The 16,239-nt window shown below is 44.9% G+C and carries 12 protein-coding genes and 1 tRNA gene; 2 read left to right on the top strand and 11 right to left on the bottom strand.

What is annotated here, in order from left to right; translation table 11 throughout:
* Positions 1 to 72: 72 nt before the first annotated feature.
* Both ACQRBJ_RS13045 and ACQRBJ_RS13040 read left to right on the top strand, forming a co-directional pair.
* Positions 73 to 429, top strand: a complete 357-nt coding sequence (locus ACQRBJ_RS13045; protein WP_445303867.1) for a hypothetical protein — start codon at positions 73 to 75, stop codon at positions 427 to 429.
* 31 nt (positions 430 to 460) lie between these two features.
* Positions 461 to 853: a hypothetical protein gene (locus tag ACQRBJ_RS13040; RefSeq protein WP_445303866.1), complete on the top strand. Its 393-nt coding sequence runs from the start codon at positions 461 to 463 to the stop codon at positions 851 to 853.
* A 257-nt stretch (positions 854 to 1,110) separates the two neighbouring features.
* On the opposite strand, the gene glmM is transcribed toward ACQRBJ_RS13040, so the two are convergent.
* From glmM to ACQRBJ_RS12985, 11 genes are all read right to left on the bottom strand, one after another.
* Positions 1,111 to 2,502: a phosphoglucosamine mutase gene (glmM, locus tag ACQRBJ_RS13035; RefSeq protein WP_445303865.1), complete on the bottom strand. Its 1,392-nt coding sequence runs from the start codon at positions 2,500 to 2,502 to the stop codon at positions 1,111 to 1,113.
* Positions 2,503 to 2,552: 50 nt separating this feature from the next.
* Positions 2,553 to 3,245 carry a DUF4827 domain-containing protein gene (locus tag ACQRBJ_RS13030; protein ID WP_264950638.1) on the bottom strand — a complete coding sequence of 231 codons (693 nt, stop codon included), beginning with the start codon at positions 3,243 to 3,245 and terminating at the stop codon, positions 2,553 to 2,555.
* Positions 3,246 to 3,437: 192 nt separating this feature from the next.
* Positions 3,438 to 4,472: a DHH family phosphoesterase gene (locus tag ACQRBJ_RS13025; RefSeq protein WP_445303879.1), complete on the bottom strand. Its 1,035-nt coding sequence runs from the start codon at positions 4,470 to 4,472 to the stop codon at positions 3,438 to 3,440.
* 15 nt (positions 4,473 to 4,487) lie between these two features.
* Complete coding sequence (locus tag ACQRBJ_RS13020) at positions 4,488 to 5,399, bottom strand: nucleotidyltransferase (protein ID WP_153122387.1); 912 nt, start codon at positions 5,397 to 5,399, stop codon at positions 4,488 to 4,490.
* Between the two features lie 155 nt (positions 5,400 to 5,554).
* The gene (locus ACQRBJ_RS13015; RefSeq protein ID WP_445303864.1) at positions 5,555 to 7,954 is read right to left on the bottom strand and encodes a BamA/TamA family outer membrane protein; all 2,400 of its coding nucleotides are present in this window, start codon (positions 7,952 to 7,954) and stop codon (positions 5,555 to 5,557) included.
* Between the two features lie 14 nt (positions 7,955 to 7,968).
* Complete coding sequence (locus ACQRBJ_RS13010) at positions 7,969 to 12,732, bottom strand: translocation/assembly module TamB domain-containing protein (RefSeq protein ID WP_445303863.1); 4,764 nt, start codon at positions 12,730 to 12,732, stop codon at positions 7,969 to 7,971.
* A gap of 19 nt (positions 12,733 to 12,751) precedes the next feature.
* Positions 12,752 to 13,420 carry an RluA family pseudouridine synthase gene (locus tag ACQRBJ_RS13005; RefSeq protein ID WP_445303862.1) on the bottom strand — a complete coding sequence of 223 codons (669 nt, stop codon included), beginning with the start codon at positions 13,418 to 13,420 and terminating at the stop codon, positions 12,752 to 12,754.
* Between the two features lie 29 nt (positions 13,421 to 13,449).
* Entirely contained in the window at positions 13,450 to 14,208 is a 759-nt protein-coding gene (gene fabG, locus ACQRBJ_RS13000; RefSeq protein WP_119249530.1) for a 3-oxoacyl-[acyl-carrier-protein] reductase, read from the bottom strand.
* Between the two features lie 30 nt (positions 14,209 to 14,238).
* A complete protein-coding gene (locus ACQRBJ_RS12995) occupies positions 14,239 to 14,835 on the bottom strand; it encodes a TetR/AcrR family transcriptional regulator (RefSeq protein WP_153122383.1) in 597 nt (198 codons plus the stop codon).
* A 161-nt stretch (positions 14,836 to 14,996) separates the two neighbouring features.
* Positions 14,997 to 15,072 (bottom strand) — tRNA-Met (locus ACQRBJ_RS12990).
* A gap of 245 nt (positions 15,073 to 15,317) precedes the next feature.
* Positions 15,318 to 15,713: a lytic transglycosylase domain-containing protein gene (locus tag ACQRBJ_RS12985; protein WP_441932617.1), complete on the bottom strand. Its 396-nt coding sequence runs from the start codon at positions 15,711 to 15,713 to the stop codon at positions 15,318 to 15,320.
* Between the last annotated feature and the right edge of the window lie 526 nt (positions 15,714 to 16,239).

Here is a 16,239-nt window from a genome sequence, read left to right as displayed (position 1 = left end):
ATTGTCATTCAAAGAGGATGATGCTCCTGCCCCATCGGGGTAGAAGGAGACTATCACTAAACTAACCACTTTATGATTCAGTACGTATTAAAAAAGAACATCAATGAGAAGGTGCCGAATGCCTATGGCAAGTTCTTCGCCTATCCGGTCATCACTCAGACCTACGACATCGACCAGCTCGTAGATCACATGGCAAGTCACAACACCCCATTTTCGCGAGGAGCGATTAAGGGTATGATTACCGACATGGTAGCGTGCATCCGAGAGTTGGTGCTCCAGGGCATCGCAGTGAAGATTGCCGACCTCGCCATCCTCTACACATGGCAACATCATTCCAGCAACCAGCCATATAAGGGCATCTGCTCATCCTGCCCACTTCTCCTGTCTTCGCAACCTCTCAAGAAAGTAAGTAACATTCAGGGCCTCTAAAGCCCCCAAATCCAACCAGCTTTACAAGGTGATGGAAGCTGAATACAAGCGCAACTTCACCTGGCTTCTGCAGGGTAAGTTTACAAGCATAGAGGAGCACGTACGCGATTATACGCATGGCATTCTCATCAGTCTTGCCGACGAACCGATGGCTATCCATCTGCTGGTGCGTATCATCGTGAAGGCATACGCAGCCGGACTGAAATGTGGCAGCAAGGAGGGCAGCCAGCATCAGCTCCACATGCCTACCCTGCACGGTATGCTGCTGAACAATGTGAACATCCTCTTGAACGAGGCTCCGCTGAAGGGCGATCCTGAAGATCCTGTTGCCCTCTTCAAGGAGGCATGCAAGAACGAAGAAGAAAACATCAACGTTCTTTTCAACACATTAAACGATGCGATGAAAGAGCTGGCAGAGGAATAAATTTTCCATCAAATTATACCGGAACTAACATAACTGCACTTCAGCTGGGCAACAAGCGCACAACACGTGTTATGCAAGCGCACAACAGCTGATATGCAAGCGCACAACAGCTGTTGTGCGGCTTTAGAAGCTGACTGTTCCGAAAATAAATAAGTAATATCCGGACAACTTTTACTATAAACGAGAACGACTTCTCACACTTATAAGCATTGCTGCCTATAATTGTGAGAAGTCGTTCTCATATATAATACAGTATCTTACTGCATATCATAAACTACCTGCATGAGCTTCTTACCAAGTTCATCAGCCTGCTCCATGGTTGAAGCCTCACTATATACGCGGATGATTGGTTCAGTGTTACTCTTGCGGAGGTGAACCCACTTGTCAGGGAAGTCAAGCTTCACACCGTCGATATCAGTAACAGTTACATCCTTCTCCTTGCCATACAGCTCCTTCACCTTGACGAGGATAGCATCTACATCTGTAGAAGCGGTCAGGTCGATGCGGTTCTTGGCGATGAAGTAGTTAGGGAAGCTGGCACGAAGCTCGCTCACCTTGCAGCCCTTATGAGCCAGACTGCTCAGGAAGAGAGCGATACCTACGAGGGCATCACGACCATAGTGGCTCTCAGGATAAATAACTCCACCATTGCCTTCGCCACCAATCACAGCGTGAACATCCTTCATCTTGGTGGTTACATTCACCTCACCTACGGCAGAAGCACAATATGAACCGCCATGCTTCTCGGTTACATCACGGAGCGCACGAGTAGATGAAAGGTTGCTGACGGTGTTACCTGGAGTCTTGCTCAATACATAATCAGCTACACTTACCAGGGTATATTCCTCGCCAAACATCTTACCATCCTCGCAGATGAAAGCCAGACGGTCAACATCCGGGTCAACAACGATACCCATATCATAACCACCCTTCTTCAACTCATCCATGATGCCACCGAGATTCTTCTCCAATGGCTCTGGGTTGTGAGCGAAATCACCGGTAGGCTCAGCATTCAGGAATGTATATTCTACGCCGAGGGCATCGAGCAACTCAGGGAGAATAACGCCACCCACAGAGTTGATGGCATCTACGCAAACCTTGAAGTGAGCATTCTTGATAGCCTCAACATCAACGAGCTTCAAAGCAAGCACCGAGTCGATATGGCGCTTATTGAATGCATTATCTTCTGTATATTTTCCGAGAGAATCAACATCAGCATACTCGAAGTCCTCCTTCTCAGCGATACTCAACACCTCGCTACCATTGGCAGCAGTCAGGAACTCACCCTTCTCATTCAGGAGCTTGAGGGCATTCCACTGACGTGGATTGTGGGAAGCAGTAATGATGATACCACCCGCAGCACCACTCATGGTTACGGCAAGCTCAGTAGTAGGAGTAGTAGCCAGACCAATGTTCAAAACATCGTAGCCCATACCCATTAAGGTACCACAAACTACATTCTTAACCATCTCGCCAGAGATTCGTGCATCACGACCAACAACGATGGTATTACTCTTCGAAGCACCGCTACGACGAATGAATGTTGCGTATGCAGAAGTGAACTTTACGATATCGAGCGGATTCAAAGTATCGCCCGCTGGACCGCCAATTGTACCGCGGATACCAGAAATAGACTTAATTAATGTCATAATTATATCTTTAAAATGAATTATTAAGGAAAATTCTTCAACAAACCGGATTATCTTCCGCGCTGGATGAGCAAATCATAGAAATATGCATTCACACTACCCGAAGCGGTTGTAGTACCGTATGAATGAGGAATCAACAAGCGAACATGGGCAACACGCTCTGCATCGGTCTGAGGACGACCAACCTTGATCCATGTAAAAGGAACGAGCCATCCACTAGGTACGACACCACTGACACCATAAGACTGACTGGCATGAGCTGTAGCCATCAAACTGGTCTTGGTATCAAAAGTGGCCTGGAAGGTTCCGGTGGTATTGGTTACCGTCATCTTATCTATATAATAAGAATAAGCAGCTACCTTATTAGAGAGTGTCCATGAATCTTTACAGATCTTGGCACGGGTATTAATGTTATATTCATCGAAACGCACCAATACATCTGCAGTTTCACCAGATTTGATAAAATCGCCACAGCCCTGCTCCAATACCTGCATATACACACCATTACTGTTGAACAAGACATACTCGTTCTTGCCATTGGTATGCTCGGTAAGAGTCTTACCCTCTTTAAATCGCTTGGTAAACTCATCCTCTGAAATAACGGTGATATTCTCATTCTTCAGGAAGGCAGCGATAGAATCAAGTTCACGGTTACGCAAATCTGCGTAAGTCTCATTATCACTACATGCGGCAAACGAGAAAACGGCCGCAAAAGCTATTATTGCAAACAATAATTTCTTCATTACTATTACTTAATGTCTGAATTACTTTGTATTAAAATCTAAATTATTGCGCAAAGTTACAAAAAAGAAAAGACAACACCGAGAGGAATAGGAGGATTTTATTATAATTTATCACTTATTATCATCCAAATGCCTTTTTCGGGGTTGTTTCTTCTTATTTTTTCACTATTTGCCGGATTTATACCCGAAGTTTTACTTCAATAAATCGGCATATGCCATAATGGCTTTCTGGGCTACAAGCTCAGCTTCCTCGATACTGCAAAGCAGTTTTCCTCCCGATGCATTGAGATGACCGCCACCATTGAAGAACTGCTCTGCCATCTTATTGCATGGGAAATCATCTACCGAACGGAGACTTACCAGAATGCGGTTGTCGATGTCGGTATCCTCACGGAGAGAGATAGAAAGTTTATGTCCCTTGATGGTAAGAGGCACATTCACCAATCCTTCCAGATCGCCCTTGATGAAATCATAGTCCTTCAATTCCTTACGGGTAACGGTATAATAACTGGCATGAAGAGACTCAATGACCTGCAATTTCTCGTTCATCAGATGACCACGGAAGCGGACTGCAGACACACGGGCGTTATTGAATACATTGCGATAGATCTTATCCTTGTCGATGCCCTTGGTCAGGAGCTGGCAGATGATGTAATAGATGTCCGGATTAGAGGAATTATATGTAAATCCACCGGTATCGGTCATCATACCGCAGTAAACGCAGGTTGCCCAGGTCTTATCCAGCTCAGGGAAACCACCCAACTGCCATACCAATCGGAACACCAGTTCGCTGGCACTGCTGGCATGTGGCTGGGAAATCATCTGTTTAGCCTCCAGATTAGGAGCCAGATGATGGTCTATCACAAAGCGCTGCGCCTTGCAGTCAGCAAGTACATGATCCATCTCGTCAAGACGTCCCGTGCTGCCAAAGTCTACACAGAAGACGAGATCTGCCTCATCAAATGCCTGCTGCACCTTCTCCGGACGCTTATCATATCTTACTATGTCAATACAACCTGGCAACCAGGAAATGGCATCAGGTATCATATCCGGTACACAAACCATTGGCTCCTTGCCTAGAGAGCGCAAATAACAAGCCCATCCCAAGGATGAGCCAATCGCATCGCCATCAGGTGACTTATGGGCACAGATAACAATACGACGAGAAGCCGCTATAGTCTCTCGGAGAATAGCGGCTTCCTGATCTGATAATATGTTTAAATTAATATCCATCTAACTGAATTAGAAGAGTTTGTTTGGATATACACCTTCATCGATAAGACTCTGAATCTTATCTACAACACTCTGACGGTCTGCTGCATAAGTTACACCAAACCACTTACTTGTTGTATCGAGAACCTTTACTGTAGAAGTACCCTCGTTGATGAGCTTGTTGACCATCAATGGGATGAAGAACTCAGCCTTCTTGTTCTCCATATTCTTAGGATCGCTCAAGAACTCCTTGAAGTAAGCCTCACTGTGCTCGAAGTAATCAGGTGTGAAGCCCCAGACATTCATGGAAACAGGTGTGTTGTCCTCGACAGCAACCCACTTGCCTTCCTCGTCCTTGTAAGATACCTTACCATCGATGCGCATAATTTCAGTGCGCTCAACGCAAGTGGTCAGGTTTTCCTTATCATCCTTAGAGCAGATACCACGAGCTACAGTACCATTGTCGCTCAAGGTGTTGCCTACACGGAAACCAACCATAGCATAACGGTTCTGGCTACCCTCTGGAAGTTCAGAGAGGAACTTACCCATTACCATGAAGCAATCGCGATTGTAGAAGTCATCGCAGTTGATTACGCAGAAAGGTTCCTTGATGATATCCTTAGCCATCAATACTGCATGGTTAGTACCCCATGGCTTCTCGCGACCTTCTGGTACGCTGAATCCCTCTGGGAGGTCGTCCAATGCCTGGAAGCAGAGCTCTGCAGGAATGTGACCCTCATACTTAGAGAGGATTTTCTCACGGAACTGATCTTCGAAATCCTTACGGATAACGAAAACGATCTTTCCAAAACCAGCCTGAATAGCATCGTAGATACTGTAGTCCATAATAGTCTCACCATTAGGACCCAGACCATCGAGCTGTTTCAAACCACCGTAACGGCTACCCATACCAGCAGCCAAAAGCAATAATGTAGGTTTCATATTGTATATATTTTAAATAGTTGATACTAAAAGAATCCGATGCAAAAGTACAAAAAAATATGCACGTAGCGGAATTTTTCTATCACTTTTTTTGATTTACATCAACATTTCTCATTTTCTACCCTTAACTCCGGGCAATTTGTTCTCTCAATTCACTAAAAAGGATAACCCACTGCCAAATGCAGGCTCTGATTTTTCTTGAAGCTAGGGATGTTATAGAAGCCGCTCTTGCCGGTATCGTATGGCAAATGCAAGCCGATTCCCCAATCTACACGAACCACGAACATACCCATATCGTAACGGATACCCACACCGGTGCCTACAGCCATCTGCTTATAGAACTCTCCGAACTTGAAGGCTTCATTCTCTGAGAGATCAGCATCCTTCATCCATACATTTCCAGCATCCAGGAACAGAGCACCGTAAAGGTCGCCCCAAATGCGGGGACGATACTCCAGATTTGCCTGGAACTTGATATCACCCGTACGCAGGATATTGGCATATTTATTACTCAGGTCACTATAATCCTGCTTTCCCGGACCGATACCTCGCACATTGAAGGCTCTGATGCTGTTGGCTCCTCCCACATAGAACATCTCGGTATATGGAGCCTGACTTGAGTTGCCGTAACTCCAGATGACACCTGCATTGAGATGAGCAACAAGGGTAGAAGTAGGATTCAACGTCCAATACTTCACGAAATCCGTCTCCATCTTAAAAAACTGAGAGTACTCATTCTTGAACATCGTCTTGCCATCCTCGCTCCATTTCTTACCCGCCAGGAGATAGCCCAGCGACAGGACATTACCTGCTTCGCTCACGGTAGTAGACCAGACTATAGGACTGCGATACTTCTGGGCACTGCGATAGGTATAAGTATAACTCATCTTCGGAATGAAGCGGTCAGCCATCGAAGTTGCCACATATACATTATTATTCATGATACTGTCAAACTTCGGTGAAGTATAATTCATATACTCATACGAAAGAATCAGCGGACTGAACGAATGGCGATGCTGATAAGAGGTAGCCCAATCGTAAGTCAGCTCTCCTCCTGCCACATGGCGACGGAAATAACCGGCACGGTTCAATATGTTCATAGACGCCTTCACCGTGGTGGTTGGCGTACCATAGTAACGACGGGGCATATGACCGTTTCTGAATCTGCGCTCGTTCTGCGCCATCGTACGGAAAGCATTCCAAGGGGTTATGATACTTGGGAAGGAAAGTGAGACATCCGAACCGAATTCATACGAATTGATCTTGCTGGAACTACCTCCCTGCCCGTTGATGGTTTGCCATTCATGCGAACCATGGAAGCTGATATCGAGTTTCTCGCCTCCACGGAAAGCATTGCGCTTGGTTAAACCCACAACAAGTTCCGGACCTACTCTTCCCGTCGTCTTACCCTTGGCATTCGCCTCTATATAGAAGTCGTACGGTTTGTCAAACACCAGGTCGATGTTGGCATCCAGGGTGTCACGGTACTGAATATTTCCCAAACTGTCTATCACCTGGGTAGTACGGGGAACATACTGCACATTGGTATAACTGAAGAGTCCCATTGACTGCAATCCCGCCTTTGCCCTCGTCTCATCATCCACCATATAGAGTTTGCGAGGACGGAGTTTCAATTCTCTGAGCACCACGCCGGCACGAATCGGCATCTTCTTACCTGCATAGCGGAACTTCAGGTAGCGGCGCACGAAAGAATCGGTCATCTCCTCCATAAACTGCTTCTTGAAGTTGATGTTGATATTGCCGATATACCATTGGCGTGTTGCCTCAGGCTCGATACTGTCAACCATCGCCAGACGGAGATTCACCTTTCCTGGCGTATTTACCGTATCAGCAAGATAAGATGCATAACCGTTCTGATAGAAGTAATAGCCATGGTTACGGAAAAGTCGGGTGAGTCGCTGGCGCTCCTGTTCCAAGGACGAAACCTTGAAAGGTCGTCCCTTCTTGATGATAGCCTCCGACATGGTGGAGTCGATAAGTTGCCTGCCATGCTCAGGGAAATTGAGATAAGCGATGGAATCCAATCTCCACAGATGCCCCATATCCACCTTATAAGCCACCTTGGCTTCTTTCGGATTACTCTGGGTAAGCACCTCATAATCTACCTTGCCATTAAAATAGCCCAACTTATCGAGCTGATGTTCTGCCACCTGTGCTCTCAACTGCGGATTCACATTAGCCATCAATTTAGGCTTCGAGCCGAATACCTTGGTAATCCATCGCGAGAGTGCATCATCCGATTGGGAAAAGGCATTCCATACCCATAAGCGAAGAGGAAATGGTGTACGATAATAGCTGCTTCCCATGAAAGCACCCGTAGGCGCTGAAGCCAGTGCAAACTCCATCTCCTCCTTCACCGAATCAGCATACGGATTCGCCTCATAATTGGTGTATTCTATAGGCTTCAATCCTGCAAAAAGCTGCTCGCCTTCCTTCAGGGCACTCGTTGAGGAGCACCCTGTAAACAAAAAGCTGGTCAGCATCACCGATACTGCTATATATATAATAAGGTGAAGTCGATTCTTCTTTCTCATATCACTAACTTATTTTACTTGGTCTTCAAAGGGTCGAACATCTGCGATGTCTTTGCCTTGTTTATCTTATCTTTCCCGGTTCCAGGAGATGCCAGAGAGTCTTTCCTGATTACCGATGCAGGCGAAGGACCTTGGGGCTGCTGCTTATCAGTCTTCAAGCGGAAGATATCCGTAAACTTGGAAAGCTTTCTGCGCCAGGTGAAACCACCGCCATATTCACCAATCTGACCGTCCAGCCAATCGTAGGTATTGGCATTATAAAAGGCTCTTACATACATACTGGCTCCTTCGTTGAGTCGATACTGTACTTCCACATTATTAAAGAATGTCTCATTATTATTGGCATTCTCCAATTCGGCACCTGTTGATACCTGTCCGCCCACCGAGAAACTCAAGCGATTGTTAAAGAATCGCTTGGCAAACTTAAAGTTATAATCTGTATGGGTTGCTCCTGCTGCATTGGTCTGGTTATCAACAGACATACCGACATCAAGTCCGATACTTCTCATGGCTGTACCGGCAATGTTATTGATTTCCGAATTAAGGAAGGAAGTCAAGGCACTATTCATAGAGAACGAACTGGTAGAACCATTTGCCAGATACATTCCCGAAGCCAGCATCGTGATGGCTATCTTGCCTCGCTCCTCAACACTCATCGAACTCAACTCGTCCTGAACGGTCTGGTCGTTCGAAGCAGAGATGATGAACTGGATGCCCGGTTTCTCCAAGGTCTGGCTCAGTTTTACTCCGCATACGAAATCTACCGAACGTCCACTACCCTCACCCTCGTTGACGGTAGTCTTGATATTCTCAGTTGCCGTGATACTCAAGGTTGGATTAAACGGATCACCCGTGAACTGGATATAACTTCCGTCCTGGATATTGAAGGTCTTCAATGGAATGATAGGCAGAGAGTACTTCATCTCACCATCATTCAGGGTATATCGACCCGTCAATCTGATACCGTCAGCCGTATTGTACCGCATCTGCAAATTGCCTCCTCCCATCAAATCCACATAGTTGGTCTTATCTGCATTCAAGGCACACAAGATACGTGCTGACTCGTCGATAGACATGCTCAGCAACATATCAAAACCATCCAGTGCCGGTTTCTGGACCACAACTTCCTTACCGCTCTTAAAGTTGGTAAACTTCACGAGCTCATCCAGCTGATTATCGGTGGTCAACTCCGACTCACGCAGAATATAGGTCATATCGGTCTTACCCAATACATCCAGCTTACCCATCATCTTCAGATTAGACAAGGAGCCCTGCATACTTCCGAGGAAATTGACATAAGCCTTACCGAAAGCTTCAGAACGTGCATTCTCCTGAGCATCTATCAGCAGGAAGTCCTGCGCCCTCATACGGATATTGAGCTTCATATTCTCAACATCAGTAAAGTCGAGAGCACCCTGGATATTGAGCGGACTCTCATTATTGGCATACATCATGAAGTTCTCGAAGAGCAGCTTACTGTCTGTAATGCGCACCGGATCGTTGGCAAATCGCATGGAAATACCGTATGGCACACTTACCAGATAAGCAGAATCGAGATATACCTCACCATCGATATCAAGATTGCTCAAGGCACCCTTCATCTTCAAGGCACCTTCGCCATATCCCTTCAAACCAAGAAGCTGGTCGGGTACGAAACCATTGATAAAGTGCAAAGGAAGCTTCTCTAATCCTACCTCTGCATCCAGATCGCCGGCACCTTCCGACTTGTATGTACCCGTAACAGTTGCCACCTCATCACCCTCATAGGTAAGGATGGCATCTACATAGTGAGAACCGTCACTCTTTGGCATATAGGTAAACTCTGAACCCACATTGCCCATCGGACATTTCTCGTAGGTCATATTATCAATCTTCAGATTAGAAGATACGGAGAGTTCCTCCTTAGTCTGGATTACGTGGAAGTCACCGTCCATGATACCCGTAATATCCGGCATATATGGAATCACACTCAGCACTTTGTCCAGATTGAACCTGCTCATGCTGACGGTGATATCCTGCAGGGCATCCTCGTTCTCATCGTTGGAATAGACACGCATACCCATATTGCCCGCTGCTGCCTTCAGCACCAGATCGGCAGATACACGTCCGTCATCACTCAACATCACATAGTTGGAATCATTGGCTACAAATTCCTTATAACCCAATATCGGATGCGTATCAATCAAGGAAAGTTTCACACCATTAGGCTGCAACATGGCAGCCAGTCCGACATCTACGCCCAACTTATTGGCTGCATCATAGATACGTGCCTTGACATTGGAACCATGCTCCTGAACCTCGCCATCTACCAAAGCACGGAACACATACTGCGGATTGTGCTTATTGTTCTGAACACGTGCCGAATAACGGATAGTATCTCCCTGCGTATGGACCAAGGCACGGATGGTATCCAGCTGTATGCCACTTGCAACCAGGGAATCGATATTCATATAACCTTCAAGTCCAGCCAAAGGCGAAGCATTCAAATCCATTTCTACCGACTTGAAGTCATATCCCATGTATTTGATGAAGCGCGAGATGAAATTATCCCTGCCGGTAGAAAGATAAATATGTCCGAGCGGGAAGCTGTTACGTATCTGCACCTGATCGATGCGACGGTTCTTAAACTGCTTCCACAATTCCTTCTGCAATCCCACCACTCTATCGAAGAGCATCTGATATCCACCATGCGCATCCATGTTCAGGCGGAAATCACCACAGGAAGCAATGGCATGGGTAGTATCCCTGGTGGTCAGCACATCCAGATTCACTCCTACCGGACGATAGACATTATCTCCTGCTCTTACGGTAATATCGTCCATAGAGGCCCATACCTTATGGTTATCCTTTAAATCAGAATGAATATCTATCTGTCCACAAAGTGAAACACCCACAGGCTTTTGGGTTACCTGTAACTGATACATGTCTGCATGGCGCACATCAGCCACCAAAGTAGCCTGCAACTTCTTGGTACTTGCCAAGGCACTCACGGCAATGACACCGTTCAGCAAATCGTTCTTACTATCCAGCGTGGCATGTATCTTACCATTAGCAACCTGCGCATCAGCCAAGACATCATGCAGATGATACTTGTCATAATGCACCTGATTCACTTTGACTTTCGCCATCAGTCGGGTACGTGGTGACAGGAAATCCGTGCCCACACCCTTTGCCTCTACAGCTCCGGTAAAAGTGTAGAGATCCTGATGAGGCAAGAAATGTCTGGCTTGGATGTTTGAAGCCTGCAACTTAGCCTGATAAGCCAGACTGTTCATGTCCAGGCTACCGTCCTTGCGGGTCCTGGCATCAACAGTAGCATCCACCTTCATGCTTCCCTTACCCTCGGTAAGAGCCAGCCTGGTTGCATATTTCGTACCATCAACCTTTACATTACCATTGATGCTGATACCGCTAGGAATACGGATTTCCTGAGTCAAGGAAGGATCAAGCATCGCCGTCACCATACCGAGGTTATAGGTACGGGCCTGCAAATCGACATTCGCCTTCAGATGGTCCATATCCATCAGATTGGCAATGGTTCCATCAGTACTCAACTGGAAAACCGTAGGCAGAGTCAACTTGACTCCCGAGAAGGAAGCACGCTGCATATTTCCCTTGAATGAGCCTTCTACCTTCATCGGATAGTAAGGCCATCTGTTCTTCATCTGCTTAGGCAAAGCATCACCGATCAAGAGGAAAAGATCAGAACGTCCCAAGGCTCCGTTGACACGAGCCATGATCTTGCCCGGATTTTTCTCGGCAAAAGCATTCATATCGAAATCTACCGAAGCCTGCAAATTAGAAACCGGGGTACGAAGATAGAGATCCGGCAACTGCATCTTCACAGAATCCATTACGAATCTGCCATAGAGCTGGTTGATTTTCAGTCCGCTTTTCTCCTTCAACTTCGCTTCCTGAATCTTCACATCAATCCTGGAATCGCAGAAATAGAAAGAATCAGCCTTAACAGCCATGTCAGAAAAGGCAAGATGATTGAAATCCATACCCGGAACCGGGCGCTCGAAATTCTGATCGTAGTTCACCCTTCCGTTCTTCCAATCCAGATGCTGTATCTGATACAAACCTTTATTCAGGTCGAGATAGGTGGTGCGAGCCAACGCATCACCCAAATAAGCATTCACCTGAAGTGTATCTCCAGGCATGTGTAGGGTAAAATCGGTATTCTTTAGTTTTAGCTTCTGGATATTGATTTTCCAGAAATTAGTACTTGGAGTCGTATCAGGTGGAACAGTATCACTCAATTCCACGGACAACCTGGCATCCTTTATAAGCGCATCATTTACATTCACACGCTCTTTTCCCAAATCGATGCCATGTGCCACCAATTGCAACTTGCCCACATCTCCCTTGATGCGGGCTTCATGAATGAAATTGGTAGTATTCACCTTCATCCTGGTGAAATTCAGTTCATCCACCATCACCTGATTGCTGAAGAGTGGAAGCAACTGCACATCTACCACCATCTTCTGGATGTCGGCAACAGTATCCTTTTTATTTCTCAGAGTAAGATTTCTGCTGTTCTTCAGCGAATCGACAGGTTGCAGTACCTTCACGCCTTCCACTCCCAATTTGAGAGGGAAAACGAGTTGTACATGCTCAACAGAAATATCCATGCCTGTCGATTCTGAAGCATAAGAAGCTACTTGCTTTACCGCCCAATTCTGTACAGGTGGCAAGTAAAGCAAAACGGTTAGCAACAATATAAGCAAGAATGGAGTAAGGATTAAGACACTTACCCATTTCGCATACTTCTTCATAAGCATGGATATTTAATAGTTATGGAGCTATCGCTCTCCATAGATTATCATCAGGCAGAGGAGCTTCCACTATAATCGTTTTCTTAGATACTGGATGCACAAACTCTACCTTGTGCGAAAGAAGCGAGATACTGCCGTCAGCGTTGCTGCGGGGGGAACCATATTTCAAGTCGCCCTTGATTGGACATCCCATCTTAGCCAACTGACATCTGATCTGGTGATGACGTCCTGTCATCAGGTTCACTTCCAACAGAGTGTAATGATCAGTATGTCCTATCACCCTATACTTCAAAATCGCTTTCTTCGAATTCTTTACCTCATGATCGTAAGCATAGCTTTTATTCTGCTTTTCATTTCTTACAATCCAATGAGTCAAGGTTGCCTCAGTCTCTTTTGGCATGTTCTTTACAATTGCCCAATAGGTTTTGTGAACATCGCCATCACGGAACATCGTGTTCAGACGGCTTAATGCTTTTGAGGTCTTGGCAAACACTACGAGTCCTGAGACAGGACGATCAAGTCGATGCACCACTCCTAGGAATACATTTCCCGGCTTCTGGTATTTCTCCTTGATATATTGTTTTACCGTCTCTGAGAGAGGTTCATCGCCGGTCTTGTCGCCCTGCACGATTTCACCACTTCTCTTAGAGACGATAATTATATGGTTGTCTTCGTAAACTACCTGCATGTTTTAGCTAAAAAACGGATGCCAATAGATTACATGTTCATACCACCATCGATCTGGATAACCTGACCACTTACGTAGCTAGACATATCAGAAGCGAGGAATAGACAAACGTTAGCGATATCCTCAGTCTGACCACCACGGCGCAAAGGAATCTTCTTCATCCAGTCCTTACGGATTTCCTCAGGCAACTGTGCAGTCATAGCTGTCTCGATGAAACCAGGAGCAACAGCATTAGCACGTACACCCTTAGGACCCAACTCCTGAGCAATAGACTTAGCCAAAGCAATCATGCCAGCCTTAGAAGCAGCATAGTTACACTGACCTGCGTTACCATGAACACCCACTACAGAAGCCATATTGATGATAGAACCACTGCGCTGACGGAGCATGATTGGAGAGCAAGCGTGGATAAAGTTGAAAGCAGACTTCAAGTTTACGTTCAAAACAGCATCCCACTGAGCCTCTGTCATACGAAGCATCAAACCGTCCTTTGTGATACCAGCGTTGTTAACGAGAATGTCAATAGAACCGAAATCTGCATGAATCTGCTTAACAGTCTTCTCTGTCTCCTCGAAATCAGCAGCATTACCTGCGTAAGCACGACATGTCACGCCAAGAGCCTCAATCTCCTTACGAGTAGCTTCCAAACCAGCAGCCATATCATCGTTGAGTACGAGGTCAGTGAATGCAATATTAGCACCCTCAGATGCAAACTTCATTGCGACAGCCTTACCGATGCCGCGTGCAGCACCTGTAACAAGGGCTGTCTTACCTGTTAATAATCCCATTTCTTTTATATTTAATTAATTATCAATAAATTACAATTTCAATCCAGATTTACCCAAGGCACCATATACTACCTTGGCAACAAGAGGTCTGCTGGATTCTACATTCAGTCCATGTCCCAATCGTCCATAGATGAATGGTACTTCCAAGCCCTTGATACAATAATGAGTAATATCTGCAACGAGATCAACATTATCAATGTCAAACTCACCGTCTTCCTTTCCTTCTGAATAAATCTTTCTCAGAATCTCAATTTCATCCTCATCAAAATTCTTGCGAGCCTTCTCTACCATCCAGATATTACGGAAAAACTCAGCTCGCAAATTACCATTACGAACTACAGTTTCCTTAATCATACTGAGATGTGTATAAATAAGCTCTATGATTTTATCTTGAGGACGCATTTTGCAAGAGGCAACTTCATCGAGTCTCTCAGACAAACGATCCAACTCTGATTCTATCACAGCATAATAGACATCTTCTTTTCTGCTAAAATACGTATAGAGCGTACGGCGACCCTTACCAGAAGCTACAGCAATATCATTCATAGTGGTATTTGCTATACCGTTCTTTGCAAACAGTTGTCGGGCGACATCTACTAACTTTTGTCTTGTTTTGGAAATTGACATATTGAAGTCCCTCCTAATTAAAATGATTGCACATAAAAATATCTGTGTGCAAAATTAGTAGTTTTATTCGATATATGCAAATATTTAGTGTTAAATTATAAATATAGGGATAAAAAAAAATCGGATAGAATGTTGAAGTACAACTTTCTACCCGATTTGCATGGTTGCGGCGGCAAGACTCGAACATGCGACCTCCAGGTTATGAGCCTGGCGAGCTACCAACTGCTCCACGCCGCGATATAATCAACTCATTTCTGAATTGCGAGTGCAAAGGTACAACTTTCTTCGATAACCGCCAAATATTTCTAGCAAAAAGTTGTCTAATTAACAATGTTTTAACACTTAACAAGAAAAATGTAGTGATAAATGATAAATATCACCACAAATAGCTAATAAAAGGTTGTCTATCTAAAAAACAGAAAGAGACAGAAAACAAAATCCGACCTATCCCAGCGGGACAGATCGGACATATCAAAAATCAATTACTTTTTCAAAAGCTTCATGACCTTCTCAAAATAGCGCTGGGTTCTCTTCACACTGTAGTGATTTCCACCATTCCAGGCACGAATCGCCTTCTCAATGCTATTAAGAGGATTGTGGACAGACTGCATCAGGAGAAACATCTCTTTAGATTTAGAAATACTATATCTATCTGCTAATGTGTAACGCTTCTTACTCTTCCTTTTCTTCAAGATGTCATTACACTCTGCCACTAAGATTGGGGTAATCTGCATAACACCAACAGAATTACCACTCTTTGCGTTGGGGTTACCCTCACTCTCTACCTGGATAATCGCTTCCATCACTGGAGTCCAATCGAAATCATTAGTAGAGGATACATTTCCATTTGTAGCAGCCGACGCTGTACATACTTTCATAACCAGCACCAAGATGCTGACCAATACCATTGTTATTCTCTTCATATTTTTTGTTTTATGGAACCTGAAAAGCTGAAATACAACATCAGTGATTTCGCGGTGGCAACTTGTGAGAAAAAGAAAGGTTGCTCACCTCAGTTCCGTTAGATACCTTAACGGATATCAATCTATGCGAAAACGCATAAACATGCTATCCTTATTCTTATCGTTTGCAAAGGTACAAAAAAAAATCGAAATATGCAAGTAATCTATTGATTATCAGCGCTTTTTTGAAGTTTTAAACACTTTATAACAAAACGTCTTGACATACATCAAGCAGGAAAAAGGTAAAAGAGTAAAAGGGTAAAAGAGTAAAAGAGTAAAAGGGTAAAAGATTAAAAGGGAAAAGGGGAAAGGGTCGAAAAGTAAAAGAGTAAAAAGGTAAAAGGATAAAGCAGCTGAAATAATCTGCGTCATCTGCGAATTGAAAATAGGCGGCCGAAGGGAAAGCCAAATCTGCGTGAGAAAAAAACAATCAACATAAAAT

It is taken from the genome of Prevotella sp. SGI.167 (genome assembly GCF_050313615.1).
Taxonomy (GTDB): domain Bacteria; phylum Bacteroidota; class Bacteroidia; order Bacteroidales; family Bacteroidaceae; genus Prevotella.
Note: the sequence above shows the minus strand (reverse complement) of the source record. Positions and strands in the feature narration are given on the sequence as shown.